Origin of the sequence: Shimia sp. (assembly GCF_022448905.1) — a bacterium.
Classification (GTDB): Bacteria; Pseudomonadota; Alphaproteobacteria; order Rhodobacterales; family Rhodobacteraceae; genus Shimia.
In genome coordinates this window covers 79,093-105,569 of sequence record NZ_JAKVCW010000011.1, presented here as the reverse complement: position 1 = coordinate 105,569, position 26,477 = coordinate 79,093, and the positions used below count along the sequence as shown (strand labels likewise).

At 59.5% G+C, this 26,477-nt stretch carries 28 protein-coding genes; 12 read left to right on the top strand and 16 right to left on the bottom strand.

The window, feature by feature from the left end; all coding sequences use genetic code 11:
• Nucleotides 1-38 precede the first annotated feature (38 nt).
• Both folP and glmM read left to right on the top strand, forming a co-directional pair.
• On the top strand, nt 39-1,058 hold the full coding sequence (folP, locus tag MK208_RS14440; protein ID WP_294117772.1) for a dihydropteroate synthase: 1,020 nt from the start codon (nt 39-41) through the stop codon (nt 1,056-1,058).
• A complete protein-coding gene (gene glmM, locus MK208_RS14435; RefSeq protein ID WP_294117770.1) occupies nt 1,048-2,394 on the top strand; it encodes a phosphoglucosamine mutase in 1,347 nt (448 codons plus the stop codon). The genes folP and glmM overlap by 11 nt, the downstream gene beginning before the upstream one ends.
• 4 nt (nt 2,395-2,398) lie before the next feature.
• On the opposite strand, the gene MK208_RS14430 is transcribed toward glmM, so the two are convergent.
• The 3 genes from MK208_RS14430 to ilvC form a co-directional block, all read right to left on the bottom strand.
• On the bottom strand, nt 2,399-3,319 hold the full coding sequence (locus MK208_RS14430; protein ID WP_294117767.1) for a DMT family transporter: 921 nt from the start codon (nt 3,317-3,319) through the stop codon (nt 2,399-2,401).
• On the bottom strand, nt 3,316-3,669 hold the full coding sequence (locus MK208_RS14425) for a hypothetical protein (RefSeq protein ID WP_294117765.1): 354 nt from the start codon (nt 3,667-3,669) through the stop codon (nt 3,316-3,318). The genes MK208_RS14430 and MK208_RS14425 overlap by 4 nt, the downstream gene beginning before the upstream one ends.
• A gap of 133 nt (nt 3,670-3,802) precedes the next feature.
• A complete protein-coding gene (gene ilvC / locus MK208_RS14420; protein WP_294117762.1) occupies nt 3,803-4,825 on the bottom strand; it encodes a ketol-acid reductoisomerase in 1,023 nt (340 codons plus the stop codon).
• Nucleotides 4,826-4,956: 131 nt separating this feature from the next.
• Between ilvC and MK208_RS14415 the strand changes: the two genes are divergently transcribed.
• The 3 genes from MK208_RS14415 to MK208_RS14405 all read left to right on the top strand — a co-directional run bounded on the left by MK208_RS14415 (nt 4,957) and on the right by MK208_RS14405 (nt 7,082).
• Nucleotides 4,957-5,412 carry an Lrp/AsnC family transcriptional regulator gene (locus MK208_RS14415; RefSeq protein WP_294117761.1) on the top strand — a complete coding sequence of 152 codons (456 nt, stop codon included), beginning with the start codon at nt 4,957-4,959 and terminating at the stop codon, nt 5,410-5,412.
• Entirely contained in the window at nt 5,409-5,864 is a 456-nt protein-coding gene (locus tag MK208_RS14410; RefSeq protein ID WP_294117759.1) for an Lrp/AsnC family transcriptional regulator, read from the top strand. The genes MK208_RS14415 and MK208_RS14410 overlap by 4 nt, the downstream gene beginning before the upstream one ends.
• A gap of 99 nt (nt 5,865-5,963) precedes the next feature.
• A complete protein-coding gene (locus MK208_RS14405) occupies nt 5,964-7,082 on the top strand; it encodes an aminotransferase class V-fold PLP-dependent enzyme (RefSeq protein WP_294117757.1) in 1,119 nt (372 codons plus the stop codon).
• A gap of 106 nt (nt 7,083-7,188) precedes the next feature.
• On the opposite strand, the gene MK208_RS14400 is transcribed toward MK208_RS14405, so the two are convergent.
• From MK208_RS14400 to MK208_RS14385, 4 genes are all read right to left on the bottom strand, one after another.
• Nucleotides 7,189-7,887, bottom strand: a complete 699-nt coding sequence (locus MK208_RS14400) for a M50 family metallopeptidase (RefSeq protein WP_294117755.1) — start codon at nt 7,885-7,887, stop codon at nt 7,189-7,191.
• A 3-nt stretch (nt 7,888-7,890) separates the two neighbouring features.
• Entirely contained in the window at nt 7,891-9,093 is a 1,203-nt protein-coding gene (locus MK208_RS14395) for a UbiH/UbiF family hydroxylase (protein WP_294117753.1), read from the bottom strand.
• A 62-nt stretch (nt 9,094-9,155) separates the two neighbouring features.
• Complete coding sequence (locus tag MK208_RS14390) at nt 9,156-9,362, bottom strand: hypothetical protein (protein ID WP_294117751.1); 207 nt, start codon at nt 9,360-9,362, stop codon at nt 9,156-9,158.
• A gap of 217 nt (nt 9,363-9,579) precedes the next feature.
• Nucleotides 9,580-10,224 (bottom strand): pyrimidine 5'-nucleotidase, encoded by a 645-nt coding sequence (locus tag MK208_RS14385; protein WP_294117749.1) that lies wholly within the window; start codon nt 10,222-10,224, stop codon nt 9,580-9,582.
• Between the two features lie 126 nt (nt 10,225-10,350).
• On the opposite strand from MK208_RS14385, the gene MK208_RS14380 reads away from it, so the two are divergent.
• Nucleotides 10,351-10,989 carry a GntR family transcriptional regulator gene (locus tag MK208_RS14380; protein ID WP_294117747.1) on the top strand — a complete coding sequence of 213 codons (639 nt, stop codon included), beginning with the start codon at nt 10,351-10,353 and terminating at the stop codon, nt 10,987-10,989.
• On the opposite strand, the gene MK208_RS14375 is transcribed toward MK208_RS14380, so the two are convergent.
• The 3 genes from MK208_RS14375 to carA all read right to left on the bottom strand — a co-directional run bounded on the left by MK208_RS14375 (nt 10,990) and on the right by carA (nt 14,213).
• A complete protein-coding gene (locus MK208_RS14375; protein ID WP_294117745.1) occupies nt 10,990-11,139 on the bottom strand; it encodes a hypothetical protein in 150 nt (49 codons plus the stop codon).
• 240 nt (nt 11,140-11,379) lie between these two features.
• Entirely contained in the window at nt 11,380-12,945 is a 1,566-nt protein-coding gene (locus MK208_RS14370; RefSeq protein ID WP_294117741.1) for a glycosyltransferase family 2 protein, read from the bottom strand.
• A 113-nt stretch (nt 12,946-13,058) separates the two neighbouring features.
• Entirely contained in the window at nt 13,059-14,213 is a 1,155-nt protein-coding gene (carA, locus tag MK208_RS14365) for a glutamine-hydrolyzing carbamoyl-phosphate synthase small subunit (RefSeq protein ID WP_294117739.1), read from the bottom strand.
• Between the two features lie 182 nt (nt 14,214-14,395).
• Between carA and MK208_RS14360 the strand changes: the two genes are divergently transcribed.
• Nucleotides 14,396-14,866 carry a GatB/YqeY domain-containing protein gene (locus tag MK208_RS14360; RefSeq protein WP_294117737.1) on the top strand — a complete coding sequence of 157 codons (471 nt, stop codon included), beginning with the start codon at nt 14,396-14,398 and terminating at the stop codon, nt 14,864-14,866.
• Between the two features lie 62 nt (nt 14,867-14,928).
• Here the strand turns inward: MK208_RS14360 and MK208_RS14355 are convergent, their stop codons facing one another.
• The 4 genes from MK208_RS14355 to MK208_RS14340 form a co-directional block, all read right to left on the bottom strand.
• The gene (locus tag MK208_RS14355; protein WP_294117736.1) at nt 14,929-15,519 is read right to left on the bottom strand and encodes a hypothetical protein; all 591 of its coding nucleotides are present in this window, start codon (nt 15,517-15,519) and stop codon (nt 14,929-14,931) included.
• Nucleotides 15,520-15,607: 88 nt separating this feature from the next.
• Nucleotides 15,608-16,414 (bottom strand): phytanoyl-CoA dioxygenase family protein, encoded by an 807-nt coding sequence (locus tag MK208_RS14350; protein WP_294117734.1) that lies wholly within the window; start codon nt 16,412-16,414, stop codon nt 15,608-15,610.
• A gap of 64 nt (nt 16,415-16,478) precedes the next feature.
• Nucleotides 16,479-17,303 (bottom strand): IclR family transcriptional regulator, encoded by an 825-nt coding sequence (locus MK208_RS14345; protein ID WP_294117732.1) that lies wholly within the window; start codon nt 17,301-17,303, stop codon nt 16,479-16,481.
• Nucleotides 17,304-17,468: 165 nt separating this feature from the next.
• On the bottom strand, nt 17,469-19,121 hold the full coding sequence (locus tag MK208_RS14340) for a long-chain-fatty-acid--CoA ligase (RefSeq protein ID WP_294117730.1): 1,653 nt from the start codon (nt 19,119-19,121) through the stop codon (nt 17,469-17,471).
• A gap of 191 nt (nt 19,122-19,312) precedes the next feature.
• Here MK208_RS14340 and MK208_RS14335 point away from each other — a divergent pair, with 191 nt between their 5' ends.
• Genes MK208_RS14335 through MK208_RS14325 form a run of 3 tightly spaced genes read left to right on the top strand, consistent with a single transcriptional unit; the run spans nt 19,313 to nt 23,661 of the window.
• Nucleotides 19,313-21,397 carry a 3-hydroxyacyl-CoA dehydrogenase NAD-binding domain-containing protein gene (locus MK208_RS14335; protein WP_294117728.1) on the top strand — a complete coding sequence of 695 codons (2,085 nt, stop codon included), beginning with the start codon at nt 19,313-19,315 and terminating at the stop codon, nt 21,395-21,397.
• Between the two features lie 4 nt (nt 21,398-21,401).
• Nucleotides 21,402-22,589, top strand: a complete 1,188-nt coding sequence (locus MK208_RS14330) for an acyl-CoA dehydrogenase family protein (RefSeq protein WP_294117727.1) — start codon at nt 21,402-21,404, stop codon at nt 22,587-22,589.
• A 1-nt stretch (nt 22,590) separates the two neighbouring features.
• A complete protein-coding gene (locus MK208_RS14325) occupies nt 22,591-23,661 on the top strand; it encodes an acyl-CoA dehydrogenase family protein (RefSeq protein WP_294117724.1) in 1,071 nt (356 codons plus the stop codon).
• A 49-nt stretch (nt 23,662-23,710) separates the two neighbouring features.
• On the opposite strand, the gene MK208_RS14320 is transcribed toward MK208_RS14325, so the two are convergent.
• Entirely contained in the window at nt 23,711-24,166 is a 456-nt protein-coding gene (locus tag MK208_RS14320; protein ID WP_294117721.1) for a YHS domain-containing (seleno)protein, read from the bottom strand.
• Between the two features lie 255 nt (nt 24,167-24,421).
• Here MK208_RS14320 and MK208_RS14315 point away from each other — a divergent pair, with 255 nt between their 5' ends.
• Nucleotides 24,422-24,610: a hypothetical protein gene (locus MK208_RS14315; RefSeq protein ID WP_294117719.1), complete on the top strand. Its 189-nt coding sequence runs from the start codon at nt 24,422-24,424 to the stop codon at nt 24,608-24,610.
• 3 nt (nt 24,611-24,613) lie between these two features.
• Nucleotides 24,614-25,186, top strand: a complete 573-nt coding sequence (locus MK208_RS14310) for a transporter substrate-binding domain-containing protein (protein WP_294117718.1) — start codon at nt 24,614-24,616, stop codon at nt 25,184-25,186.
• Nucleotides 25,187-25,256: 70 nt separating this feature from the next.
• Here MK208_RS14310 and MK208_RS14305 read toward each other — a convergent pair whose 3' ends face one another.
• Nucleotides 25,257-26,459, bottom strand: coding sequence for an acetyl-CoA C-acyltransferase (locus tag MK208_RS14305; protein WP_294117716.1), 1,203 nt, complete (start codon nt 26,457-26,459; stop codon nt 25,257-25,259).
• Nucleotides 26,460-26,477: the final 18 nt, after the last annotated feature.

Below are 26,477 nucleotides of genomic sequence, written 5' to 3'. Positions count from 1 at the left end.
CTCTTGCTTTTTGTCCCGCGTTTACCCAAGCAGCCGATATGAAGACTTATTATCGCCCCATCGCGCAAACCGACGCTGCACGCCCAGCCAGTGCACTGAAATTGGCAGGCGGGCGGTGCTGGTTTACGCATGTTGAGGTGCTGCGCCGCGGTGAGGCGCCTAAAGTGGAGTCCACGCAGGATGTGCCTAAGGATGTGCTTGCTGGGTTGAGCGCCCCACGCGCATCGATTTGTCGGCTTGATATGAGCAGTCCTCATTTGATGGGCATTTTGAATGTCACGCCGGACAGCTTTTCTGATGGCGGGCAGTTTGCCGGTGTTGCTGCTGCCGTGCAGCAAGCGGAGGCCATGCATGCGGCCGGCGCCAGCTTGATTGACGTCGGCGGAGAAAGTACGCGACCAGGGGCGGATTTTGTGCCGGTAGACGATGAAATCACCCGCACCGCTCCGGCCATTCGCGCGATTTCCAGCAAGTTGGACGTGCCGATCAGTATCGATACCCGAAAGTCTGAGGTTGCGCGTCAGGCGTTGTTGGAGGGCGCGTCTTTGGTGAATGACGTCTCCGGGTTTACCTATGATCCTCAATTGGCTGGCGTTGCCAAAGAGGCGAATGTGCCAGTTTGCGTGATGCACGCCCAAGGTGACCCGGCGACGATGCAGCAAAACCCAACCTATGATGATGTTTTGCTTGATGTTTATGACTTCCTTGAAACACAAGTTGAGCGTCTGACATCTCTGGGCATTGCACGTGATCAGATCGTCGTGGACCCAGGCATAGGTTTTGGCAAAACCCTTGCACATAACCTTGCTTTACTGGCGCGGCTGAGCCTTTTTCATGGCTTGGGCTGCCCTATTCTGTTGGGCGCGTCGCGGAAGAAGTTTATCGGCACCATCGGCAAGGCTTCGCTTGCACAGGAGCGGATGCCGGGCTCGGTGGCAGTTGCGCTTGAAGGCGTGGCGCAAGGCGCGCAAATTGTGCGCGTACATGACGTGGCAGAGACCCGTCAGGCTTTGAATCTGTGGCAGGCAGTGACGACAGGAGACTACAATGGCGCGTAAATTTTTCGGAACCGACGGGGTTCGCGGCACGGCCAATATCTATCCAATGACTGCCGAAATGGCGCTTCGCATCGGGGCCGCTGTGGGACGGTATTTCCGCAATGACGGCACCAATCAGCACCGTGTGGTGATTGGCAAGGACACGCGCCTGTCCGGCTATATGTTTGAGAACGCTCTGACCGCGGGTTTGACCTCTACAGGCATGAACGTTTTCCTGCTTGGCCCGGTCCCGACTCCTGCGGTGGGGTTGCTGACAACTTCCATGCGGGCGGACCTTGGGGTGATGATCTCCGCCAGTCACAATCCCGCGGATGACAACGGTATCAAGTTTTTTGGACCAGATGGGTTTAAGCTGTCCGACGAAGTCGAGTTGGAGCTGGAAAAGCTGATCGAGAGCGGCGTTGAGCCTGCGCAGGCGCAGAACATTGGCCGCGCGCAGCGGATTGATGACGGCCGCTTCCGTTATATCGAGCGGGTAAAAAGCTCGCTGCCGCGGGACCTGCCGTTGCGGGGTGTGAAGGTTGTGATTGATTGTGCCAACGGAGCGGCTTACCGCGCCGCACCAGAAGCACTTTGGGAGTTGGGGGCCGAGGTGATCACCGTGGGTGTGACGCCCAACGGCTATAATATCAACGAAAACTGCGGGTCTACTAGCACGCGCACGGCGCAGGAAACCGTGGTTGCGCATGGGGCGGATGTGGGCATCTGCCTGGATGGCGACGCCGACCGCGTGATGATCATCGACGAAAAAGGCAGAGTTGCCGATGGCGATCAGATCATGGGACTGCTGGCCAGCCAGTGGGCAGAGCAGGGCCGCCTGAAAGGCGGCGCGTTGGTTGCCACTGTGATGTCCAACTTGGGCCTAGAGCGGTTTCTGGAAGCCAAAGGCCTGCGGCTGGAGCGCACTGCGGTTGGCGACCGGTATGTCGTGGAAGCCATGCGCAAGGGTGGCTTCAATTTGGGTGGGGAACAGTCTGGTCACATCGTGATGACCGATTATGCCACCACCGGCGATGGCCTGATGGCAGGCCTGCAGTTCCTGGCGGCCATGGTGGAGACCGGCAAGAAGGCCTCTGAATTGGCGCAGGTGTTTGAGACCGTGCCACAGATGCTAAAAAACGTACGTTATGGCGCGGGGCAGACACCGTTGGACGCGGCGTCGGTCAAAGCCGCAATTGCAGATGCAGAAGCGGCATTGGTTGGGCAGGGGCGTTTGCTGATCCGTAAGTCAGGCACAGAGCCGCTGGTGCGTGTTATGGCAGAATGTGAAGATGCACAGTTGCTGGAGCGCACCGTCGATAGCGTTGTGGATGCGGTTCAAGCCGCTGTGGCCTGAACCCTTAGGTAGGTTTTGAGCCAAACAGGCGCTGTAGTGCCCCAAGTTGGCTCAAAGCGACGCCAGATAAAATTAGCAGCGTTGCCCAGATCATGGAGCCTGGCAGTGGCTCGCCCATGAGTGTCACGCCAAAGACCACAGACCACAGCGGCACCTGGTAGTTTGTCAGGCTCATGAACACAGGACCGGCGCTGCGGATCACAACGATGCGCAACAGGTTGGCGCCTGCTGTGGGGACCAGGCCCAACAAGGCAACCAGTGCCAGCCCTTCCAATGGGGGCATAGGTGGTGGGCCGTGTTGCACAAAGGCGATCGGGATCACAACGAAGCTACCAAAGATCAGGGTTGCTGCAGAAAGGCCAACGGGATCAAGTGGCGGCAGTTTGCGCAGCATAATGGACGACACGCCATAACAGCAAGCTGCGGCGAGGCAGGCAATCCGCCCATAGCCTTCTAAGGGGCTGCCGGTAGAGGCGAAGGCTGCGGGGCCTATCAGGACAACCACACCGGAAAACCCAATAAGAAAGCCCAGCGTTCGGCGCAGGGTCATGCGCTCGCCGGGGACAAAAAAGTGGGCCAATGGCAGAACAAAGAGCGCCACAGCCGCCATCGAGACGCCGGTAAACGCCGAGGTCACATATTGCTGTGCCCAGGCCAGGAACATGAAAGGCACCGCGGCACTAAAGATTGAAACAAAGGCCAGTCGGGGCCAGTCGGTTGCTTCGGTTGTGAACATGCGTCCGCCACGCAGTTGCCAGACCGCAATTGTAATGACGGCGGCAAAGCCGATGCGCCCGGCTGCTACCCAAAAGGGCGGCATATGCCCCAGCGCCAGCTTTTGCACCATAAAGGTGCCACCCCAGATTAACCCAAGCAGAGCGACCATGAGCCAGCTTTTGAGGGTGATGTCCGGTGCGGAGGTCATGCGCCGCTCGTAAAGAGAGATCGCGCCAAGGCTGCAAAGAGGGCGGCGTGACCAATAGTGACCAGAACGCCGGCGATCTTCCACCCCAGAGGCGTTGGCACGCCCGGCTGAGAGCGCGCCACGGCGCGGGTCAAAACCAGTTGATACAACACAAGAAGGGCCGCCAATATTCCCGGGATCGCCTCACTTATTGGCAGGACCAACAGTAGTGCCATCGCTGGCTGGTGAAATAGCGCTGTTCCGTAGTTGCCCACCCAAAAGGTTTCGCCGGTTGGTCGTTCACCGCGCAAGACTGCGCGCAGCCAGTTGGGCGTAAACAGGGTCACACTGTCGTTTTTCTTGTCAGCCATATCCTTGCCTCTCAACGGTTTGGGCGGACCATGCCTAGGGTGGTGGGAAAGGTCAAACCAGTGATCCGAGAATGGTTTGATGTGAAACAAAAAAGGGGAGCCGAAGCTCCCCTATTCCCAAGCAAAGACCCGCTTAGTTTTTTGCTTTGTCGACCATTTTGCCTGCGGAGATCCATGGCATCATGCCGCGAAGCTTCTCGCCAGTGGCTTCGATCTGATGCTCGTCGTTTGCGCGACGGGAAGCTTTCAGAGTTGGCTGACCAACCTGGTTCTCCAGCATGAAGTCACGAACGAACTTGCCTTGCTGAATGTCTTCCAGAACCGCTTTCATGCGCGCTTTGGTTTCTTCGTAAGGCAGGATGCGTGGGCCGGTGACGTACTGGCCGTATTCCGCAGTGTTAGAGATGGAGTAGTCCATGTTTGCGATGCCGCCTTCGTAGATCAGGTCTACGATCAGCTTCACTTCGTGCAGACACTCAAAGTACGCCATTTCAGGGGCATAGCCGGCTTCGACCAGAGTTTCGAAGCCACAACGGATCAGCTCTACCAGACCGCCGCAGAGAACAGCTTGCTCGCCGAACAGGTCGGTTTCGCACTCTTCGCGGAAGTTGGTTTCGATGATGCCGGAACGGCCGCCACCGATGGCGGAGCAGTAGGACAGGCCGATTTCCAGCGCTTTGCCGGTGGCATCGGTGTCAACAGCCACGAGGCAAGGCACGCCGCCGCCTTTGGTATATTCGCCGCGAACGGTGTGACCTGGGCCTTTGGGCGCCATCATGATCACGTCAACGCCTTCTTTTGGCTCGATCAGGCCGAAGTGTACGTTCAGGCCGTGGGCAAACGCGATGGCGGCGCCTGGCTTGATGTTGTCGTGGACGTACTTTTTGTAGGTTTCTGCCTGCAGTTCGTCGGGCATGGTGAACATGATCACGTCACACCACGCAGCCGCTTCGGCAATGCCCATTACTTTCAGGCCTTCGCCTTCGGCTTTCTTTGCGGAAGGGGAGCCTTCGCGCAGAGCAACCACAACGTTTTTCGCACCCGAGTCGCGCAGGTTCAGCGCGTGGGCGTGACCTTGGGAACCGTAGCCCAGGATGGCAACGTTCAGGTCTTTGATCAGGTTAATGTCGCAATCGCGATCGTAATACACGCGCATGGTGGGCGCTCCTCTGATTTGTGTCTGGAGGCAGAATACGAATTTCGCGGCGCAGAGCGACCATGTTTGGCTGGAATTTTTGACATAGTTGGGTGTATTCATTCTTCTAGATGTAAAATTTCGGAAAATTCATGCTGGATGATCTTGATCGGCGCATACTGCGCTATATGCAGGCGGACCCGACTCAGTCCGTGCCTGATTTGGCGGATCGCTTGTCTTTGACAACCTCTCGCCTAACGCGGCGGGTGGAGAAGTTAAAAGAGGCTGGCGTGCTGCGGGGGCAGAGGGCAGTAATTGATTGGCAGGCCTTGGGCTATGCGGTGGAAGTCTCGCTGCGGGTGACGTTGGACAAGACCCAATCGCGGGCGTTTGATGAGTTTATCGAGGCCGCGCGGGACATTCCGGAAGTCACGGAAATTCAAACGTTTCTGGGACGTGTCGACGTGCGTCTGTCGGTGATTGCCAAAGATATGGGGCATTATCAGGAGGTGTATCGCAGTCGTATTCTGACTCTGCCGCATATCGCTGACATTGAATCGCTCATGCATGTGGCGCGGATTAAATCTGATGAAAGCCTGCCGATATGATTGAGTTGGATGAGATTGATCGTAGTCTTCTCAAAGCGTTAGCGGAGGATGCCACCCAGAACGCAGGCGCGTTGGGACGGCGGTTTGGGTTATCACAGCCGGCGACGTGGCGGCGGATCAAGCGGTTGCAAGACAGTGGGGCGCTTGCGGGACGAAAGCTGGATCTGGATTATGAGAAGCTCGGCTTTGGCGTGACGGTGTTTTTGGGGGTGAAACTGGCCACAAAAGGGCGCGTGAGTCTTGAGGATTTTGAGAGGGCAGTGTCGGCCATTCCCGAGGTGCAAACTGTGGAGCACGTGCTGGGGCTGTATGACTACCGCCTGCGGGTTACCGCGCGCGATATATCTGATTTTGAACGGGTTTTGCGGCGTCGGGTGATGACGTTACCGGGCGTGGGCAATGTAGAGGCCAATGTGTTGCTCAGTGAGGAACGGCGGCCGGGACCGCTGTGAACGCTTGATGGAAATGACGAAGGGTCTTGAAGGCTTTGGGTGATTGGTGGGCGCGCCACTTTGCGGTAGACCTTAGGTAACATGATAAGGAGTTTCCCCATGGCACATGATGTCGATCCCGGTGGGTTGAGCGAGTTTTCCGTGGTGTTCACGGATCGGTCTTTGAACCATATGTCCAAATCTTTTCAGCAGGTTATGCGGGATGTTTCCGACCTGTTGAAGGAGGTCTATAACGCAGATGCGGTGGCCTTGGTGCCGGGTGGCGGGACCTATGGCATGGAAGCGGTTGCGAGGCAGTTTGCTGCGGGGCAGAAAACGCTGGTGGTACGCAATGGGTGGTTCTCTTACCGCTGGAGCCAGATTTTTGAGGCTGGCGGATTTGCGGCGGAAAGCACTGTGATGAAGGCGCGGCAAACTGGAAATGGCGTAACAGCGCCGTTTGCGCCTGCGCCGATTGCGGACGTTGTGGCAGAAATTCACAAGCAAAAACCGCAGGTTGTCTTTGCGCCGCATGTGGAAACCAGCGCCGGTGTGATCTTGCCGGATGACTATATCAAGGCCATGGCAGAGGCCGCGCATGAGGTCGGAGCCCTGATGGTTCTGGACTGCATCGCGTCGGGCTGTGCCTGGATCGACATGAAGGCGTTGGGTGTGGATGTGTTGTGCTCTGCGCCGCAGAAAGGTTGGAGCGCGTCGCCGTCGGCGGGGCTGGTGATGATGTCGGATAAAGCCTTGGCCCGGTTGGAAAATACCCAGTCTGACAGCTTTGCACTCGACCTGAAAAAGTGGCGTGACATCGTGGTTGCTTATGAGAATGGCGGCCATGCCTATCATGCGACCATGCCGACAGATGCGCTGCGGGCGTTCCGTGATACGATGCTGGAGACCAAAGAATACGGGTTTGAGAAGCTGCGTGAGGCGCAGTGGGCCCTGGGTGACGGTGTGCGTAACATGCTGAAAGACAAGGGCATTCAGTCGGTTGCGGCAGATGGTTTTGGCGCGCCGGGCGTGGTGGTGAGCTACACCAGTGATCCGGGGGTTCAGAACGGCAGTAAGTTTGCCGCAGAGGGCATGCAGATTGCCGCCGGTGTGCCGCTGGCTTGCGATGAGCCTGAAGGCTTCATGACCTTCCGGCTTGGGCTGTTCGGATTGGACAAATTGTACGACGTAGACGCGACAATAAATCGTTTACGAAATGTGCTCGATACGGTGATTTAGCGCGTCGGTATCGCGTCGGTATTACGACTGTTTTGCGGAGGTGGCGTTTTTGGCGCTGCCTCCGTTTGATTTTGGTGGTTGCTTTGCAGAAATAGCCGTGCGCGGGTCAGCGCGCTGTCTGTCGGCGCAAGGTGATATTGCTGTTTTGTGGCAATCCATAACGCAGAGTTAGGGCGATCACCCCCAGGCTGATTACCAACCAGAGGCCGCCCCAGAACAGTGTTGAGCCGCCAACTTGTTCCGCCAGAATGCGCGCGTCTGAGCGCAGGTGGGCGCGGCGGATGGTGTCGTCAAAAATGTCGAGGGGTGCGTATATGATGCTGCTGATCCCGATGGTGCGCAGAATCATATCGTTGATGTCGAGACTGAGGTAGTGGCTGGCCAGTAGCATCGCCGCGCCGGTGGCAAGTGCGAAGCCAAGGGCAAAGAGATCTCGCACATAAAAGGCTGCCACCAGCAGGGTGATGACGCCGAACACCGCCAAGATGGTCCGGTCCCAATGGGTGCGCAGTGCCAGAACAAAGAGCGCCGCGCCAATCAAGAGTGAGCCGAGGTATCCGGCGGAGGTGATCCAGAATGGGCTGCCGCCGCGAGCGGTGACCAGACCGCCTTCGTTGGGGCTTACTGACAGGCTGAGGACTTCGCCTCCGGTGACTATTGCGGCGACCGCATGAGAGAGCTCATGTAGGAACACCGTGAGAATGCGCAGCGGCAGAAGTACGTCGGTGTTCCACAAGAGCGTGATCAGCAGCGTCAGGGTCAGAAGCTGCCAATGATTCCTGAAGAAGGCATTGGGCGACCGCATGGATCAGCGCACGCCCAGCCCCATTTGCATTAGCGTTTTGCGCACCGGTGCCAGCGAATAGAGTGCGTTGAGGCCTAGCGCGCGGGCGTTGCGTAGCGGTTGCGCTTCGGCCATGGAGGCACGGTTGAGCATGTCGATGCCTTTCACGCGCAGTTTGACCTCGGTGAAGCGTTTGCGGTGGTAGCGTTCCAGCATGCGCTCACTGCCCAGATCGGCGGGGTCGGCTTTGGCGAGTTCCAGCAGGACGCGCATGTCACCCAAACTCATGTTCAGACCTTGCGCGCCGATGGGGGGCACGACGTGGGCAGCCTCAGCCACCAGCGCGAGGCGTTGGCTGTAGAGCCGGTCGGCGGATTGCGAGATGATTGGCCAGATGGTGCGGTTGGACGCCAGCGTGAGGGGGCCAAAGAGAGCGCAGCTGCGCTCTGTCATTTCGGCCTCAAACTCGGCCTTCTCCATTGCGAAGAGTTCTTGGGCACGCGGACCACGTTCCATCCAAACCAGAGCCGACGACGGCATGCCGTTGTGGTCGGGCAGTGGCACCAGAGTGAAAGGCCCGCCGGAGCGGTGGATTTCGGTGGAGACATTGGCGTGGGGGATTGGGTGGGTCACCGCCAGCGCCAGGGCTTTTTGCCCATAGCGCGTGGTTTTGGTGCCGATGCCTGCGGCCTCGCGCATCGGGGAGTTGCGGCCATCCGCGGCGATCACCAGACGGGCACGGGTTTGGCTGCCATCGGAGAGGCCGACGCGCGCTTCATGTGTGCGGGTGAACAGCGTGGTGGTGCCACAGCCCATGCGCAGATCGACATTGGGCAGCTCTTCCAGTCGGGCGATCATTTCGCGGCGCAACAGCCAGTTGGGCAGGTTCCAGCCAAAGGGCTGTTCGGAGATGTCGGAGGCGTCGAAGTCTTTCACGATGCGCGGCTCGGCAACTTCTCCACCGGCATCGACGATGCGCATGATTTGCAACGGGGCGGCGTGGGCATCGAGACGTTGCCAGAGGCCGGCCTCTTCCAGAAGCGTGCGGGCCGGTTGCAGGAAGGCGGTCGTGCGCATGTCCGCACCAGCGGCGTCCCGCTCGGTCACGGGCGGGGCCGGGTCGACGCATTGCACGGAAAATCCGGCAGCGCCAAAGGCGGCGGCGGCAGTCAATCCGGCGATGCCGCCGCCGGAAATCAGGATGTCCACTTGGGGTGTCTCAGTCATGGCAAAGGCCTCCTGCGCGGCACCTTACGCCTGGCTGAAACCGGTTCCAAGGGGATGAAATGTCACCCTCGGGAAATCAGCACCAATGCGAGGTAGATCACAGGGACCAGGGCCACAGCAGGCATGTAGAGCCCGGGAATACCGAACAGGACAATCGAGGTGCCCCAAAGCGCCACGAGCAGGGCGATGCCGGCCCAAACCCAGGTGGCCGGGTCCAGTTTGGTTTTGGTTTTTGGGGTGGAAATGTCAGACGCAGAGGCGAGGCTCATGAGGACAGTCCTTTACAGGGCCCGCGCCGGGGTGGACGCGGGGAACAGGGAGGATAACGCTAAGAGTTAGCACTGTGGGACACGACACTGCCGCGCTTCCCCTGATCCCTCAGATCTGTCAGAAAGGCTCTCCTGCCGCGTGGGTTAGATATGCATCCGGGCTGCATCTTTAAAACTGGCACCTTGTCGCAGTGCGACGAGATGCCCGCCCCGACTTTTAGCGCAGTTTTGACAGAAACGTCGGCAGGTCGTCGGTGTGAAAATGGATGTGGTCGTGGTCCAGCGGTTCCGGGGCGACGTGCACGGTGCGCATGCCCATGTCATGGGGCGCTTGCAGGTTGCGTGGATCGTCTTCGAACATGGCGGCGGTTTTGGTGTCGACGCCGTCTTTCGTGAATATGGTCTCAAAAGCGGCGCGTTCGGGCTTGGGCAGGAAGTTGGCGTGTTCCACGCCGTAGATTGCATCAAACAGCCCGTCGAGGCCGCGCGCGGCAAGCACGCGTTCGGCGTAAGGCGCGGTGCCGTTGGTGTAGACAATGCAACGGCCGGGCAATTCTTTGATGTATTGCGCCAGCAGGCCGTCGGCCTCCAGATGATCGAGCGAGATGTCATGCACGTCGACCAGATAGGGCGCCGGGTCCACGTCATGCTCGCGCATCAGGCCAGTGAGCGTGGTGCCGTAGCGCGCCCAGTAGTCTTGGCGTAGCTGGTTGGCTTTGGGGCGGTCCACGCCCAAGGCCTTCATCACATAGTCGGTCATCCGCACCTCGATCTGATCAAACAGACGGGCTTCAGGCGGGTAGAGGGTGTTGTCGAGATCAAACACCCAAGTGGAGACATGTGAGAAAGACTGCTTTGGCATACGGGCGTGATACGCATGGTGGTGGTCTGACGCAACGGGGAATGGGTTTTTTCAATGTGTCGTTGGGGTTGCATCAATTGGCGCAGCGCGTAGTCTGGCCCGCAGGACAATAAAGGATCGCGCCACATGTCGCAGACGACACGCCCGAACAAAGATGCCTACACGCTGATTTTGGAAGCGATTGATGTGGGCGTTTTTAAGCCGGGGGATCGGCTGGTGGAGAGCGATCTGGCGGAGCGGTTTGGCATGTCACGCACCCCGATCCGGGAGGCGTTGCAGCGGCTGGAGACGCAGTCGCTTTTGGCGCGAGATGGGCGCAGCCTGATTGTGAACTCGTTGGATCACAACCAGATGGCGGAGCTCTATGTCGTGCGGGGCGAGTTAGAAGGGCTGGCGGCGCGATTGGCGGCACATCATGCGACCACAGAAGAGGTCAAAGTGCTGCAAGATATGGTGGATGCGGACAAGGAACGCGTGGACGACTCTTCCGCTCTCGCCCGGTCAAATCGGCGGTTCCACAAGCAAATCCATCTGGCGAGCCACAACCGGTATCTGGTGCAACAGCTGGACCTGGTGCACCGCTCAATGGCTTTGATGGCGACCACCTCGATTGCGGTGGAGGGTCGCGGTGAGGACACGTTGGTGGAGCATCAGGCGATTGTGGATGCGATCACCGCACGCGATGGCGATGCGGCGGATGCGGCCTTGCGCGCGCATATTTCGACGGCTTTTGTGACCCGTCTGAAGCAGGAAAACTCTGACTAGTCAGTCGGTGTTGCTGGCGTGACAGGTGCTGTGGTCGACGGCCTCGGCGGTTTTGCCGTGGCTGGTTTTGTCCCAATAAAATGGCGCGAGTACCATTTCGACCAAGCCCTTGTAGGCGGCCAGTGTGGCAAGCGGGAAGTAGAAGAGCATCGACAAAATCCACGGGTAGAGCCGGGGGCGTTTGCTCTTGTGGACGGCGGTGATCCAGAGCGCGCCGTTGGTGGTGCCGGACAGCAGGAGCGTAGCGACGAGGATCAGCAGGGTTTCTTGTGGCAGCGTGTCGGTCAGAGGATGAGGCAGGCCAAAGGCGGCCCCCCAAAGCAGCCACAGGAAGGGCGCCAGAAGAAACTGGCTGATTGTACAGAGAAAGAGCGTCTGGAAGCCGAGAAATTACCGTGGGCCGAGATCTTGCCATAGCTGGCGCGGGTTGCGCATGTGCACGATGTAGGTGGCCATGTAGCCTTTAAGCCAGCGGGAGCGCTGTCGAATCCATGGGATAACATGGCAGTTCGCCTCTTCTTTGGTTATCGTGGGGAAGAGCTCCGTGCGATAGCCACGTCGAGCAAGGCGGATGCCAAGGTCAGCGTCTTCGGTGACGTTGTGGCTGTCCCAGCCACCGACCTCTTCGATCAGGTCGCGGCGTAGAAACAGCGTGGTGCCGCCCAAGGGAACAGGGAACCCAAGACGGGTGAGGGTTGGTAGGACCAATCGGAACCAGGCGGCATATTCGATGGCAAAGCAACGTGACAGCCAGTTGGTGTAGGGGTTGTAGTAGTCCAGCACCCCTTGCAGGCAGGCCACATCAGAACCGGCGTGGGCAAAGTGATAGGCGACATGCTCCAGCTGATCCGGCGCGGGGGCATCTTCGGCGTCCCAGATGCCAATGATCTCACCGCGGCAAAACGGCAGGGCGTAGTTGAGGGCGCGGGGTTTGGTGGTGATGCCGGAGCCGGTGGGCACCTCGACCACACGCATCCAACGGGGCAGGCGGGTTTGAGCGATGGTGGCTTGGGTGAGCTGGTCTTTCTCTTCGAGGACCAACACCACGTCGAGCAAGGCTCGGGGATAGGTCAGCCGCGTGAGGCGGCGGATCAGGGCGGTGGCGATTTCGGTTTCCCGATATAGCGGCACCATCACGGAGATGCGTGGCAATCGGGCGCGGCGGCCGTTGCGGGTCAGGTTGGCGGGCAACGTAAACGGCGCTGCGGCGGACCAACGCAGCGGAGGGATCGGTGGGGCGCCACCTTTGGGCCAGAGGTGAAAGCAGAGGGCGGCGATGCGCAGGCTGGTGGCGGCCAACAGCGTCACAATGGTCCACCAGTTAAGCAGGTGCAGCGCCAGGTTAGGGATGGGCACGGCGGCAAATACGAGCAGGAGCAACAGGCTGACAAACAGGCAGTGACGCAGAGCGGTGCCATGGGCAAAGCGGCGGCAACTCTCCGCTTCCGGCACAGACGACTCGGCGGCTTCGGTCAGAGCGCGGCGGTGATGTAAGGCGACATGGGCTCGCAGCTGTTTGGCATCGGTGAGCGCAAAAAGCGCCTCGCGCAGATGGGGAGGCAAAACAGCGCGCAGGTCATCGAGATGATCGGCGCGGCCGGTGACCAAAATGACGGTGCCGGAAATTTTGGCCCAAGGCAACACGTTGTGCTTGAGACAGAAGGCGGGCGGCAACAGATGCGCCGCCGACTCTGAGGGTGGCGTGCGGGTCAGATCGACTTGGCGCAGGTCTTCGGTACGGGCTTTGAAGCTGCGGAAAGCCGCATGTGTGACCCAGCCCTGGGCGGTCAGGATTTCGGTGAGGGTGGCATTCCAGGACGATTGGCAACGCAAGGCGAAGAACAACTGCCATGGGGTGACCAAGCCTGCCTCGATCAGCGCGCGGGCCAAAGGCAGCCGCGCCGCGTCCTGCGGATGATGCCGTTGGGGAGACTGCTGAAGAGGCGTGGTGGCCATACCGCACACCTAACTCGCTAAAACATACTGTTTTAGCCTGTGCGTGTATGGTTAATGCAAAGTTAACGTATGGCGAGCGGGTCGCCATACGTCGGGTTTTCCCTACCTGTGGATCAGGCGCGCGCCGCCATGGCGGCGGCGAAGTTCTCAAACAGGTAAAAGCTGTCCTGTGGGCCCGGAGAGGCCTCTGGGTGGTGCTGTACGGAGAACACCGGCTTGTCTGCGAGGCGGATGCCGCAGTTGGAGCCGTCAAACAGGGAGACGTGGGATTCTACCACACCTTCGGGCAGGGTCTGTGCGTCCACTGCAAAGCCGTGGTTCATCGAGGTGATTTCCACCTTGCCAGTGTCGTGGTCTTTCACCGGGTGGTTTGCCCCGTGGTGGCCGTGGTTCATTTTCACGGTCTTTGCCCCCAGCGCGAGCGCCAGCATTTGGTGACCCAGGCAGATGCCAAACACTGGAATGTCGGCTTTCAACACGTCTTGGATCATCGGTACAGCGTATGCGCCGGTGGCCGCCGGGTCGCCCGGGCCGTTGGACAAGAAAACGCCATCCGGGTTGTGCGCGAGCACCTCTTCGGCGGTGGCTGTTGCTGGCAGGACGGTCACGTCACAGCCCACAGAGGCCAGGCAGCGCAGGATGTTGCGTTTGGCGCCAAAATCGACAGCCACAACCTTGTGCTTTGGCTCGGTCAGCTTTGGGTAGCCATCCGGCCAGGCCCAGCGCATTTCGTTCCAGTGATAGCTTTGAGCGCAAGTGACTTCTTTGGCCAGATCCAGACCTTCGAGACCGGAGAAGGCGCGTGCCTTTGCGACCAGCGCTTCGGTGTCAAACGCGCCATCCGGGTTGTGGGCCAGTGCGACGTGTGGCGCGCCTTGTTGGCGGATCGCGCGGGTCAGGCGGCGGGTATCGATGCCGCCAATGGCAATGCGGTTCCGGGACGCGAGCCAGTCAGACAGTGTGTTTACGGAGCGCCAGTTGGATGGCTCGGTTGGGTCCCATTTCACAACCATGCCCTCCGCCACCGGATCGGCGGTTTCATCATCTTCCGGGTTTACGCCGGTGTTGCCGATGTGAGGGAAGGTGAAGGTCACAACCTGGCCCGCGTAAGACGGGTCGGTCATGATTTCCTGATAGCCGGTCATGGCGGTGTTAAAGCAGAGCTCCGCCACTGTTTCGCCGGTGGCGCCAAAGCCACGTCCGTAAAACAGAGTGCCATCAGCAAGAGCGAGGCAGGCGGTCGGGTGATCGGGGGTCGATGCGGTCATGGGCGAGTCTCCGGCTGGCAAATTGGCCGATGCATATGTCGCTGGGCGGCGGGCGTCAAGCAGATGTGTGTTCTCAGTGACCCCTTATTTTAAAGGGTTTGGTCAAAAAACGCGATGGTTGCGAGTCGCGAGGCGTTTATATAAGGTCGCATGCTTATGTTTGACAGCAATTGGCAAGAAGAATGGCACTCAGAGAAGACATCAACAGCGCGCTGAAACAGGCGATGCGTGACCGCGCGGCGGACCGGCTTTCTACTTTGCGTCTGATCATGGCTGCGATCAAAGATCGTGACATTGCGGCGCGTGGCGAAGGCGAAGAAGGCGGCAGCGGTGTGTCGGACGCGGATATCCTGTCGATTCTCGCCAAGATGGTGAAGCAACGACAGGAAAGCGCGCGCACTTATGAAGAGGGTGGCCGTCTGGACCTGGCGGAGCGGGAACTGTCCGAAATCACCATCATCGAGGAATTCCTGCCCAAGCAGCTCAGCGATGACGAGATTGTCGAAGCTGTGAAGGCGGCGGTGGCTGAGGTTGGCGCGGAGTCCATCCGTGACATGGGCAAGGTCATGGGCGCGCTGAAGGCGAAATACACCGGCCAGATGGATTTTGGCAAAGTCGGCCCGATGGTCAAAGATCAACTCGCAAACGGCTAAGATGATCGCTTGAGATTTGAAGCGGCCTCGCCTGAAACGGCGGGGCCGTTTTTTGTTCTGGATTAGTCCACGACGCCCGCGCCGGTGAAGCCACATTCGTCCATGGCTTTCACATAGGACGCGGTGAAGCCGCCCAGGAAAAAGGTGGCGAAGACGTGCCCGCCAACCACGGTGTCGAGTTGGCCGTTTTTGCGCATGGCGCGAAGCACCCATTGGCTGTCTGGGTGGTCAAAACGGAAGGTCGCTTGGGCAAAGCCCTCTTCGTCAAAGTAGCCGGTGACCACGGCGTCCATGCTGTCTTCATCATCAAAGCGGATGTAGATGGCCTGGGCGTCCTGCATCACGGTGGGGTGTCCGCGAAAGGCGCTTTCACGCACTTCGACGCTTGGGAAAAAGTGAGGGGGACCGGCGTCGCCGTTGCTGATTTCCACGCTCAGGGTGGGGTTGCCGTCGCCACCGGTGAAGGCGGTGCAGGTGCGGCGCAGGTCTTCGCCGGTGTCGATGGTTTCCGCAACCACTTGCCAAGAGCCGTAGGACCAGTATCCGCTGTCTACAACAGTGGGGGCGGGCGGTGCTGCACTGGTGGTTGGGGCTTGCGCGGGCGCAGTGGTATTGGCGGTGAAGGCCAGAAGGCCGGCGGCAAAGAGGTTCATAAAAGCGCGTTCCTATGTTGTCAGGCGGCAGGGTTGCAGAGAAACCCTGACAAACCTTTGACGAGAATAGGGCTTTGCGCGTTTTTGCCTAGGATTGTTTCGAGGTGCGGGGCCACAGCATCGGGAACCAGTCTTCGCGCAGCTTTTGGCCTTGTGTCATATCGTGGCCCGGGAACGGTGGAGACGTGGGGCCGGGGCGGTCCACATAGCGGGCATCATCCCCAAGAAGGCGCAGGGAAAAGGCGCGGCGGCGTTGGGTGGCGGTGTTGCCACGCGCGCCGTGCAGGATGTGGTAGTTGAAGGCCACCGCGTCGCCGGGTTCCATTTCCCACTCTAAAACGCGCATGCCTTCGGCGTCGGGATCAGGGATCGGCATGTAGTCGTCTTTGTTGGGGAAGAAGCTTTCCTCGGAAACCCAGCGGGTGGGCAGGACCGGCTTTTCCCATTTGTGGCTGCCTGCGACCATGCGCAGGGTGGCGTCTTTCACCGGATCAAGCGGCGACCAGAAGCTGATGGTTTGCTGGCCTTCGACAAAGTAATACGGCCCGTCGGTGTGCCAGGGGGTGGCCATCGAGGTGCCGGGTTCTTTCACCAGGACATGGTCGTGGAACATTTGGACTGTGTTGGATTGCATCAGTTGCGCGGCGACCTCGGCGGCCTTCGAGGTTTCGATCACCTCTTGGAATTCGGGGATGCGCTGCCAGTTGCAGTAGTCGTCAAAGAAGCGGCCGGTTTGGCCTGCTTTTTCGTTGTTAGACGCATAGGGGCCGGGCTCTGCAAGGTTGCGTTCGACGCCCTTGCGCAGGGTCTCGACGTGATCGGCAAACAATCCCCGGATCAGGACAACGCCGTCCTGTTGGTAGGTGTCGATGTCCTTGGCTGTGATTGTGGCCATGATAGCGCCTCCCCAAAAGTGCGATGGGCACGGTGGGGTGCAATTAGGAAAGCGTCAAGCGGATTTAGATCTGGGTGGCGTGCAGGCGTAAGGCCTTGGCGATCTCGAGCAGGCGCGGGCCGAGGTCGTTTTCCATGCGGTCTCTGGTCAGAAAGGGCGCGGGGCCGCCGAGGTTGAGGGCCATGTCTGGCGCTGCGTCGCTCTCCATGGGGAAAGGCACCGCGACCGAGTGCACGCCTTCGTGCCAGTCGCCGTAGTTCACGTAGAAGCCTTTTTCCGCGATCTGCGCAGCGGCGGTGTTGATGCCGTCGAGAATGGCGGGCCAACGCTCTGGGCCGTGGTGTTCCGCCAAAGCTTCGAGGATTTCGGCGCGTTCCTCCGGCTTGCAGCCCGCGATATAGGCGCGGCCCATGGCGGAGCGGGCCAGCGAAATACGGGAGCCAACGCCCAATTGCAGCGACATCATGCCGTGGTCTGCGCGCGCGCAGGCGAGGTAGGTCACGGTGTGATCGTCGCGCGCACCAAGAGCCACTTGCACGCCGTCGCCCGCATAATCCGCGAGGCGCTGCATGTGGTCTTTGGCAGCGTCGCGGATTGGCATGGAGCCGAGGCAGGCAAAGCCCAGGCTGAGGGCGGGCACGCCGATGCGGTAGCGGCCGGTTTGCTCATCATAAAGCAGGTAGCCGGTTTGCAGCAGCGTGTAGGTTAGGCGCGAGATGGTGGAGTTGGGCAGGCCGGTACGTTCGGCAATGTCGCGATTGGACAGACCCGCGCGGTCGCGGGGGCGGAAGCAGCGCAGCACGTCCAAGCCGCGCGACAAGGCGGTGACAAATTGGCGGTCTGTTTCGGGAGCTGGGGCGTCGCTGGCGACGGAAGTGCGTTTTCTCATTAATTTGGCTCGCGGCAATGCGTTTGAGGGCTGCGCCTGACTGGGTGGGCGCAGAATGCGCCTGCAGAGGGGCAGGCAGGCGCAACCCGGCGGTGCCGGGTAAGGAAAGGCAAGTTCGGGCTCATGGGCAGGCGTCTATTTCCGCATGGTGGAATTTTCTATGCGTCATGAGAGCTCTTTCCACAAGACCTTGCCGACGCCGGATTTCGGCAACGCGTCGATGAACTCTACGATGGTTGGGCATTTGTAGGCGCTCATCTGGGTTTTGCACCACTGGATAATGGCGTCCTCCGTGAGTGTGTCGCGGGACTCGGCTTTGGGCACGACAAAGGCTTTGACACATTCGCCGCGCCGGTCGTCTTTGGCGCCAACAACGCAGCATTCGGCAATGTCGGGATGGTGCAGCATCAGCATTTCGATTTCGGCAGGCCAGACTTTGAAGCCTGCAGCGTTGACCATGCGTTTGACGCGATCGACCATGAAGAAATAGCCGTCTGTGTCGCGATACCCGATGTCACCGGAGCGAAAAAACGGCACGCCGTCAATCTCCACAAAAGCCTCGGCGGTGGCCTCGGGGCGTTGCCAGTAGCCGGTGAAGTTTTGCGGGGCGTGCATGACAATCTCGCCAACTTCGCCATGGGGCAGTTCTGTGTCGCCGCCGATTTCCAACACGCGGCTGTCGACCTCATAGATGGGCTGGCCCAAGCATTGGCGCTTGGGCGCGTCGATAGGATTGATGTGGGTGGCGGCCATGGTTTCGGACAGGCCATAGCCTTCGATGTAGTCTAGCCCGGTCATGCCCTTAAGTCGCTTGGCAATCGAGTCTGGCATGGCGGCGCCTCCGCCGCCGATCATTTCCAAGGTGGAGAGGTCATAGCTGTCAAAATCCGGGTCGTTCACCAGATCAATCGCCATGGTCGCAATCGAGCGCCAGCGGGAGATTTTGTAGCGTTGGATCAGGCCTGCGGCCAGTTTGGAAGACCAGCGCGGCAGGATCACGTTGCGCCCGCCGGTCAGGATCGGCGCGCACATACCGCCAACCATGCCGGTGACGTGGAAGAACGGCAGCGCGGCGAGATGCACGGTGTCCTCATGCGGTGGGTTCCAGATCACGCTGGCGTAGAGAGAGGCCAGAAAGGTGCGATGTGTGTGCATGCAACCTTTGGGCTGGCCGGTGGTGCCGGAGCTGTAGGGAATGACGGCGAGGTCATCGCTGGTGGTGTCGCGGGGGGCGGGCACATGGCCTGCGTCTAGGGCCAATTGGAAGCCGGTTATGCCAAGGGCTGCGGCGTCCTGTTCCGACATAGCCTGTGCCAGGTTGGACGGGATCAGGTCAAAATCTGCTTGTCCCATGTCGGTCATGCGGGTGCCGATCAGCGTGGCTAGGTCGCCGCGCTTGAGGGCGGGTAATATGTGCTCGGACAGCTCCAACGCGCAGATGGCAATCTGGGCACCGGTGTCCGCGACGAGATAGTCGATCTCGGCCTGCTTGTTCATCGGGTTCACGGGCACCACAGCGCCGCCCGCGCGTAGGATGGCAAAGAAGCTGATGATATATTGCGGGCAGTTTTGGGTGTAGAGCAGCACCCGGTCGCCTTTGGTCAGGCCGACGTGTTGCAAATAGCCAGCCAGTGCGTCCACGTGGGTGGCGATGTCACGGTAAGTGTAGTCCGCGCCATTGTAAGTCACGGCGATGTTGTCGCCCCACTTGGCCACGGCTTCATCCATGCTGACATCAATTGGCTGATCTGGTCGGTCAAAGGTCCAGTCTTTGCCAGTGGGCCAGAAATCCGGAATGCGGGCGTTGGGGTGTGGCATGGTGCCGTCCTTTGATCTTGCGTGTCCGCGCGGGGCGTGAGCCAGCCTAGCGTGGCTTTGCGGGATTTCAGCGGGAAATTTTGCGCAAGTGTCGTCGCGTCGTTTTTTGCAGGAAGGCCGCGAAACAGATGTTCGCGTGGCGGAAGCCGCCGTAAACTGGGGCCAACATGTAGATGCGAGGGAGGCTCACGATGGGCGAGAAAAAGGTCACCGTGGAATTTGTGGAAGATGTGGCGCTGATCTGCATTGATAACCCGCCGGTGAACGCCAGCGGTGTGGCTGTGCGGCAGGGGATTGTCGATGCTTTGGAAGAGATCAAGGCGACGGGGTCCTCGAAAGCAATTGGTCTCTACTGCGCAGGGCGGACGTTCATTGCCGGGGCGGACATCACAGAATTTGGCAAGCCGCCATTGGAGCCGGGCTTGCCGGAGGTCTGCAACATTCTTGAGGACAACGAGACACCGATTGTGGCGGTGATCCATGGCACGGCGCTGGGCGGTGGTCTGGAAACTGCGATGGGCTGTCACGCGCGGGTGGCGGTGCCGACGGCGAAGGTGGGCCTGCCAGAGGTGCTTTTGGGGATTCTGCCGGGGGCCGGTGGCACACAACGCGCGCCGCGTTTGTCGGGTGTTGCCAATGCGTTGGACTTGATCCTGTCGGGGCGTCATGTGCCTGCGAAAGACGCGTTGGCGATGGGGCTTGTGGACCGTATCGACGAAGGGGAGCCACGCGCCGTGGCCTTGGCGGCAGCGAAGGATGTTGTGGCGGGCACGTTGGCGACGCGCCGGACGGGGGAGTTGACCACAACGCCGGATTATGCGTCGATTGAGGCGACCATGGCTGCGGTGCAGAAGAAGCACCCGCATCTGATTTCACCGCAGAAATGTGTGGAGTGCGTGGCGGCCTCGACCGGGAATTTCCAAGAGGGGCTGGCGTTTGAGCGGGCGCGGTTTATGGAGTGTTTGCCGTCGCCGCAGTCCAAAGGCTTGATCCATGCGTTCTTTGGCGAGCGGGCGGTGGCGAACATCCCAGAGAAGAAGGCGCAGCCGCGTGATATTGCGTCCATTGGCGTGATTGGCGGCGGGACCATGGGCTCTGGCATTTCGACCTCGGCTTTGATGGCCGGGCTGCCCGTGACGTTGATTGAGGTCTCGCAGGAAGGTCTGGATCGTGGCGTGGCGACGATCACCGGCAATCTGGATGGCTCGGTGAAGCGCGGGAAAATGAGCCAAGAAAAGCGCGATGCGGCACTGGCAAAGCTGACGGCCTCGACCGAGATGGAGAGCCTTGCAGACGTCGATTTGGTGATCGAGGCGGTGTTTGAGAAAATGGAGATCAAGAAAGAGATCTTCACCAAGCTGGACGCGATCTGCAAAGAGGGTGCGGTGCTGGCGTCTAACACGTCTTATCTGGATGTGGATGAAATCGCGGCGATGACCAAGCGGCCGCAGGACGTGTTGGGGCTGCATTTCTTCTCGCCCGCGCACATCATGAAGCTGCTGGAAGTGGTCGTTGGGGCAAAGACCGCGCCAGAGGTGGTGGCGACGGGCTTTGCGCTGGCCAAGAAGATGCGCAAGGTGGCTGTGCGGGCTGGTGTCTGTGACGGGTTCATTGGCAACCGCATTTTGGGGCACTACCTGAAAACCGCGAGCTATCTGGTGCTGGATGGGGCTCATCCCGATCAGGTGGACAAGGCGCTGGAAGGCTTTGGCTTTGCCATGGGGCCGCACCGCGTGGGCGATCTGGCCGGATTGGACATCGGTTACATGACCCGCAAGCGGCGCGAGGCAACCCGTCCGGCGGAGGAGCGCTACAGCGGGGCGATTGCCGACCGGCTGAGCGAAAACGAGTGGAACGGGCGCAAGACCGCCAAAGGCTATTTTGTCTATGAAGGCCGCGAGACGTTGGAGAACCCGGACCTGAACGCCATCATCGACGAAGAGCGTGCCAAAGCGGGCATCACGCCACGTGATTTCAGTGACGAGGAGATTGTCGACCGCTACATGACCGCGATGATTTCAGAGGCCGCGCGGGTGGTTGAAGATGGGATTGCGCTGCGCCCGGTGGATGTCGATGTGGTGTTTCTGATGGGCTATGGCTTCCCGCGTTTCCGTGGCGGACCGTTGCACTACGCGGACACGATTGGTGCGGCGGAGCTTGTGAAGCGGATCGAGGCGTATGCGGAAGAAGATGCGCATTATTGGCAAGTGCCTGCACTGCTTCGGAAAATGGCCGAGGATGGCAGCAGCTTCGCCGATTTGAACAAGGGGAAGTGACAGCATGGACCTGAGTTATTCCAAGGAGGATCTGGCGTTTCGCGATGAGGTGCGCGCCTTTCTTGCCGAGCACCTGCCGGAAGAGATTGCCAGCGCGGTGCGCTCCGGGGGCGAGCTAACCAAGGCGATGATGGAAGAATGGCACGCCATTCTGAACACGCGCGGTTGGCTGGCGACAATCTGGCCCAAAGAGTTCGGTGGTCCAGGATGGAGCCCGGTGCAGAAGCATATCTTTGAGGAAGAATGCTGTCGGGCTTATGCGCCGCGGATTGTGCCCTTTGGGTTGAATATGCTGGGGCCGGTGCTGATCAAATTTGGCTCCAAAGACCAGCAGGCGCATTACCTGCCGCGTATTCTGGACGGCACCGATTGGTGGTGTCAGGGCTATTCCGAACCCGGCGCAGGGTCGGATTTGGCGTCGCTCAAAACCAAGGCTGAGCGGGACGGCGACGAATGGGTCATCAACGGTCAGAAGACCTGGACCACCTTGGGACAGCATGCTGATTGGATTTTCTGCCTGTGTCGCACGGATCCAGACGCCAAGAAGCAGGAAGGCATCAGCTTTATCCTTGTCGATATGGCGACGCCGGGCATTGAGGTGCGCCCGATCAAGCTGATCGAAGGTGGGCATGAGGTGAACGAGGTGTTCTTCACCGATGTGCGGGTGCCGATTGGCAACCTTGTGGGGGAAGAGAACAAAGGCTGGACGATTGCCAAGTTTCTGCTGACCCATGAGCGCACGGGGATTGCCGGGGTGGGCTTCTCGATGCAGGCTTTGGAAGAAGTGAAGGTGATTGCACGTAGCACAATGCGCGGGGGCAAGCCTTTGATCGAAGACCCGCTCTTTGCCGCGCGGATTGCGCAGGCGGAGATTGATCTTGAGGCGATGAAGATCACCAATCTGCGCATGCTGTTCAAAGCGCAGGAGCAGGGCGCGCCGGGGCCAGAGACATCGCTTTTGAAAATCAAAGGCACGGTGATCAATCAGGAACTTAAGGATCTCGCGCGGCGGGCCTTGGGCCCAGCGGCGGCACCGTTCCCCGGCCATGTCACCGAGGGCAACCTGATGTTTGGCCCGGCGGATACTGAGCACAACGCGGCGCGGTATTTCAACAACCGCAAAACCTCGATCTTCGGTGGGTCCAACGAGATCCAACGCAATATCGTGACCAAAACCATGCTGGAGCTTTGAGATGGACTTTAATCTGACCGAAGAACGCCAGATGTTGGCGGACACGTTGGGGCGGTTTCTGAGTGAGCAATACCCTGTCGAGCACCGGATCAAGGTGGCCTATGAGGCGCCGTATCATGATCCTGCGCTGTGGGATCAGTTGGTGGAACTGGGCGCGCTTTATGCGCTGGCGCCTGAGGATGCTGGCGGCATGGGCGGCAGCGGATTTGACATTTCCGTGGTGTTTGAAGCGCTTGGCAAGGCGTTGTGTCCTGAACCTGTACTAGGCGCGCTGATGGCGTCGCGGTTGCTGGCGGCGGCGGGTGCGGATCAGGAGGCGTTGCTGACCGGGGTCACGAGATACGCGGTGGGCATCACCGAGATCGATGCGCCGTATGAGCTGGACCAGATCGCCACGGTGGCCACGGCCAAAGGGGACGGGTTCACTCTGTCGGGGCGTAAGTCCACCGTGTACGGCGGGCAGGTGGCGGATGTGGTGCTGGTTGCGGCGAAACATGGCGACGGGTTGGGTGTGTTTGCCGTGAATGCAAGCGACGCCAATGTGACCGGCTACGGCATGATGGACGGCGGCGGCGCGGCAGAGGTGCTGCTGGATGACACGCCCGCGACGTTGGTTTTGTCGGATGCAGAGGCAGCTTTGCAAGATGCTGTAAACGCAGGGATTGTTGCGCTCTGCGCGGAGGCTGTGGGCGCGATGGAAGTGACCCATGCCACCACCGTAGACTACTTCAAACAGCGCAAGCAGTTTGGCATCCCTATTGGCAAGTTTCAGGTGTTGCAGCACCGTGCGGTGGACATGCTGACCGAGATCGAGCAGGCACGGTCGATCACGATCAAAGCGGCGGCCGAGCTAGGCGGCGATGATGCGTCCAAATATGCGTCGATGGCCAAAAACATGATCGGCCGTGCGGCGCGGTTGGTGGCGGAAGAGAGTATTCAGATGCACGGCGGGATCGCTATGACTTGGGAATATGCGGTGAGTCATTATGCCAAGCGGTTGATTATGCTCGACGCGCAGCTGGGCGATACGGATTATCACTTAAGCCAAGTGATGAAAGGTTACGCGGCTTAAGTTGTTGCCCTATTCAAAAGGCGCGCCCGTGGTGGCGCGCCTTTTGCTATTAACCTAAGATGCCCGGCCAGTTGGCAAGGCCTTTGGTGATGTTGCCGGGAATGTTCTGACGCCAGAGTTCCTGTGCACGCAGGTTGGCGTTGAGGTAGAGTACGTCCTCGTGGATGGTCCAGGCTTTAGGGATGGTTGGTGCGAGGTAGCCTTTGGACGCGGCATAGGCGCAGTATCCGCCAAAACGCGGCGCATAAGTCTCTGGATTGGCTTGAAATTTCGCCGCGTTTTGCGCAGTGGCAAAGCGCCAGGTCGCGCCGTTCCAGTCTACCAGGTTGGCGGGGGAGCCTTCGACCGGTTTTTGCTCGGTGAAATAGGCCACCGGGTCGTATCCATTGATCGCGATGGGGTTTTGGAACACCTCCGGTTCGCGGGCCAAGGCACGTTGCGGGGTGAGCGCGTAGGCAAGTGGAGCGGCGGCAAAAAGGCCAAGGGCGGCGCGGCGTGTGAGCATGGTTGTTCCTCCTGTGTTGGAGGCAATATACGGGTAAGTCGAGATTTAGGGAGCAGGCTTCACCGGGCTGTGATTGCCTGTGAGGGGCAAGTCAAGTGGAAGTTGCTTGGACCAAACCAGGTTTGCCGGTGAGGTCAGTGAGTCCAAATCGACATTCTGTATGAAGCCAAAATCAGAAATAAACATCAATTTAATCCTCCCAGACGAGCGTTTTGTCCAGCTTCGAAACGCTTTCACATCTGGAGGACAAATAAAATGTTGAAACGTGTAGTCTATGCAGCGGCTCTGGCCTGCGCGACGGCAGCGACCGTAGTTACGGCTGCCCCAATCAAGCTGGTTCAGGATGAGGCGTATGCGCCCTACATGGGATTGGAAAACGGCCAACCGACTGGAATTTGGGCTGATTTTATCGATGAAGCCTTGTCTCGCGTCGAAGGAGAGTAAGACGTGGTGTTGGAAGCCGTGCCTTGGTCGCGCGCTGTTAAGTTGGTTGAGACTGGGCAAGCACACGGTTTGATTGGAACCTACTACCGTCCAGAGTCCCGTCCATGGATAGGAACGTATTCGACCTCGCCGGTGACCGAGAAAGTGTCGGTCTATTGTCGAGAAGGCGTAGCCCAATCGGATTGGGCTTATCCAGCAGATTTTGCAGGTTTGACCTTTGGCAACAACGCAGGGTTTGGCACGCCTGGCAAAGCTTTTTTTGACATGGTGGAGGCGGGGACGATCACGTTACAAGAGGCCCAAACCACTGAGCAAAATCTGAAGAAGCTCGAGAAAGGGCGCATTGATTGTTATGTGCAGGAGCAGTTGGCGGCAGAAATGGTGATCAACGGCAAAGGTCTTAAAGGCGTGGTGCGCGTTTTGGATGCCTCTGCAGAGACCGCCCATATTGGGTTTCGCGCGGATTGGCAGGATGAAGAATCCCAAAAATTCATTGCGGACTTCAATGCTGCGTTACAATCCATGATGGATGACGGGACTGTGGCAGAGATTGTGTCACGTACAGTTGGCGGCTGAGACAGTCTTTTCCGACTGTCGAGCGCGGTGCCGGCTGCGGCGCCGCGCTTTTTCTTTTGAAGTTAAGTTGTTACAGAACTTCAAACAGACCCGCGGCGCCCATGCCGCCGCCAACGCACATTGTGCAAACAACATATTTTGCGCCCCGGCGTTTGCCCTCGATCAGGGCGTGGCCAACCATCCGTGCGCCGGACATGCCATAGGGATGCCCGATGGAAATGGCGCCGCCGTTCACGTTTAAGATTTGGTTTGGGATGCCCAACACGCAGGCGGAGTGCAGCACCTGACAGGCGAAGGCTTCGTTGAGTTCCCAGAGACCGATGTCGTCCATTGTCAGGCCGTGCGCCTTGAGCAATTTTGGTACGGCATAGATCGGGCCAATGCCCATTTCGTCCGGCTCCAGCCCGGCTGCCATGACGCCAACGTAACGTCCCAGCGGCTCAAGGCCTTGTTTTTCGGCCATTTTGGCCTCCATGATCACCGAGGCGGAGGCGCCGTCTGACAGTTGGCTGGCGTTGCCGGCGGTGATGAATTGGCCTTCTTTGACCTGCTGGCCGTCTTTGAAGACGGGGTTCAGGCCTTGCAGGTTTTCCATGGTTGTGGAGGGGCGGTTGCCTTCGTCTTTCTCAAGCGTAACCTCTTGGAAAGAGATCTCTTTGGTCTCTTTGTCCATCACGCCCATTGTTGAGGTCAGTGGCACAATCTCATCGTCAAACTTGCCCGCGGCCTGCGCGGCGGCGGTGCGTTGTTGGGATTGCAGCGCGTAGGCGTCTTGATCTTCACGGGTCACTCCGTAGCGGGCGGCGACGATCTCGGCGGTTTCCAGCATGGACATGTAGAGCGCCGGTTTGTGTTCCTTGATCCACGGGTCGACGCGGCGGTCCATGCGCATTTTGTCGTTTTGCACCAGAGAGATGGACTCCACGCCGCCGCCGATGGCGACGTCCATGCCGTCGTGCACAACCTGCTTTGCTGCCGTGGCAATGGCCATCATGCCGGAGGCGCATTGGCGGTCGAGCGACATGCCCGCAACGGTGACAGGCAGGCCCGCGCGGATCACGGCTTGGCGGGCGATGTTGCCGCCGGTGGCGCCTTGCTGAAGCGCGGCGCCGATGATGCAGTCTTCGACTTCATGACCTTCCAATCCAGCGCGGGAGACCGCGTGAGACACCGCGTGGCCGATGAGTTCCTGCGCCTGGGTGTTGTTGAACGCACCGCGGTAAGCCTTGCCAATTGGCGTGCGGGCGGTGGAGACAATGAGGGCGTCGCGCATGGGGAAATGTCCTGATTT

Excerpts from the sequence above, each read along its gene's own strand:
- MK208_RS14425 (WP_294117765.1), bottom strand. The coding sequence starts at position 3,669 with ATGGCTGACAAGAAAAACGACAGTGTGACCCTGTTTACGCCCAACTGG.
- MK208_RS14370 (WP_294117741.1), bottom strand. The coding sequence starts at position 12,945 with ATGGCCACCACGCCTCTTCAGCAGTCTCCCCAACGGCATCATCCGCAG.
- MK208_RS14400 (WP_294117755.1), bottom strand. The coding sequence starts at position 7,887 with ATGCGGTCGCCCAATGCCTTCTTCAGGAATCATTGGCAGCTTCTGACC.
- ilvC (WP_294117762.1), bottom strand. The coding sequence starts at position 4,825 with ATGCGCGTGTATTACGATCGCGATTGCGACATTAACCTGATCAAAGAC.
- MK208_RS14330 (WP_294117727.1), top strand. The coding sequence starts at position 21,402 with ATGGACCTGAGTTATTCCAAGGAGGATCTGGCGTTTCGCGATGAGGTG.
- MK208_RS14405 (WP_294117757.1), top strand. The coding sequence starts at position 5,964 with ATGGCACATGATGTCGATCCCGGTGGGTTGAGCGAGTTTTCCGTGGTG.
- MK208_RS14340 (WP_294117730.1), bottom strand. The coding sequence starts at position 19,121 with ATGCCACACCCCAACGCCCGCATTCCGGATTTCTGGCCCACTGGCAAA.
- MK208_RS14385 (WP_294117749.1), bottom strand. The coding sequence starts at position 10,224 with ATGCCAAAGCAGTCTTTCTCACATGTCTCCACTTGGGTGTTTGATCTC.
- MK208_RS14360 (WP_294117737.1), top strand. The coding sequence starts at position 14,396 with ATGGCACTCAGAGAAGACATCAACAGCGCGCTGAAACAGGCGATGCGT.
- MK208_RS14345 (WP_294117732.1), bottom strand. The coding sequence starts at position 17,303 with ATGAGAAAACGCACTTCCGTCGCCAGCGACGCCCCAGCTCCCGAAACA.
- MK208_RS14415 (WP_294117761.1), top strand. The coding sequence starts at position 4,957 with ATGCTGGATGATCTTGATCGGCGCATACTGCGCTATATGCAGGCGGAC.
- MK208_RS14380 (WP_294117747.1), top strand. The coding sequence starts at position 10,351 with ATGTCGCAGACGACACGCCCGAACAAAGATGCCTACACGCTGATTTTG.
- MK208_RS14395 (WP_294117753.1), bottom strand. The coding sequence starts at position 9,093 with ATGACTGAGACACCCCAAGTGGACATCCTGATTTCCGGCGGCGGCATC.
- MK208_RS14320 (WP_294117721.1), bottom strand. The coding sequence starts at position 24,166 with ATGCTCACACGCCGCGCCGCCCTTGGCCTTTTTGCCGCCGCTCCACTT.
- MK208_RS14305 (WP_294117716.1), bottom strand. The coding sequence starts at position 26,459 with ATGCGCGACGCCCTCATTGTCTCCACCGCCCGCACGCCAATTGGCAAG.
- MK208_RS14355 (WP_294117736.1), bottom strand. The coding sequence starts at position 15,519 with ATGAACCTCTTTGCCGCCGGCCTTCTGGCCTTCACCGCCAATACCACT.
- MK208_RS14335 (WP_294117728.1), top strand. The coding sequence starts at position 19,313 with ATGGGCGAGAAAAAGGTCACCGTGGAATTTGTGGAAGATGTGGCGCTG.
- MK208_RS14325 (WP_294117724.1), top strand. The coding sequence starts at position 22,591 with ATGGACTTTAATCTGACCGAAGAACGCCAGATGTTGGCGGACACGTTG.
- MK208_RS14390 (WP_294117751.1), bottom strand. The coding sequence starts at position 9,362 with ATGAGCCTCGCCTCTGCGTCTGACATTTCCACCCCAAAAACCAAAACC.
- folP (WP_294117772.1), top strand. The coding sequence starts at position 39 with ATGAAGACTTATTATCGCCCCATCGCGCAAACCGACGCTGCACGCCCA.
- MK208_RS14315 (WP_294117719.1), top strand. The coding sequence starts at position 24,422 with ATGTTGAAACGTGTAGTCTATGCAGCGGCTCTGGCCTGCGCGACGGCA.
- MK208_RS14350 (WP_294117734.1), bottom strand. The coding sequence starts at position 16,414 with ATGGCCACAATCACAGCCAAGGACATCGACACCTACCAACAGGACGGC.
- glmM (WP_294117770.1), top strand. The coding sequence starts at position 1,048 with ATGGCGCGTAAATTTTTCGGAACCGACGGGGTTCGCGGCACGGCCAAT.
- MK208_RS14430 (WP_294117767.1), bottom strand. The coding sequence starts at position 3,319 with ATGACCTCCGCACCGGACATCACCCTCAAAAGCTGGCTCATGGTCGCT.
- MK208_RS14375 (WP_294117745.1), bottom strand. The coding sequence starts at position 11,139 with ATGCTCTTCTACTTCCCGCTTGCCACACTGGCCGCCTACAAGGGCTTG.
- carA (WP_294117739.1), bottom strand. The coding sequence starts at position 14,213 with ATGACCGCATCGACCCCCGATCACCCGACCGCCTGCCTCGCTCTTGCT.
- MK208_RS14410 (WP_294117759.1), top strand. The coding sequence starts at position 5,409 with ATGATTGAGTTGGATGAGATTGATCGTAGTCTTCTCAAAGCGTTAGCG.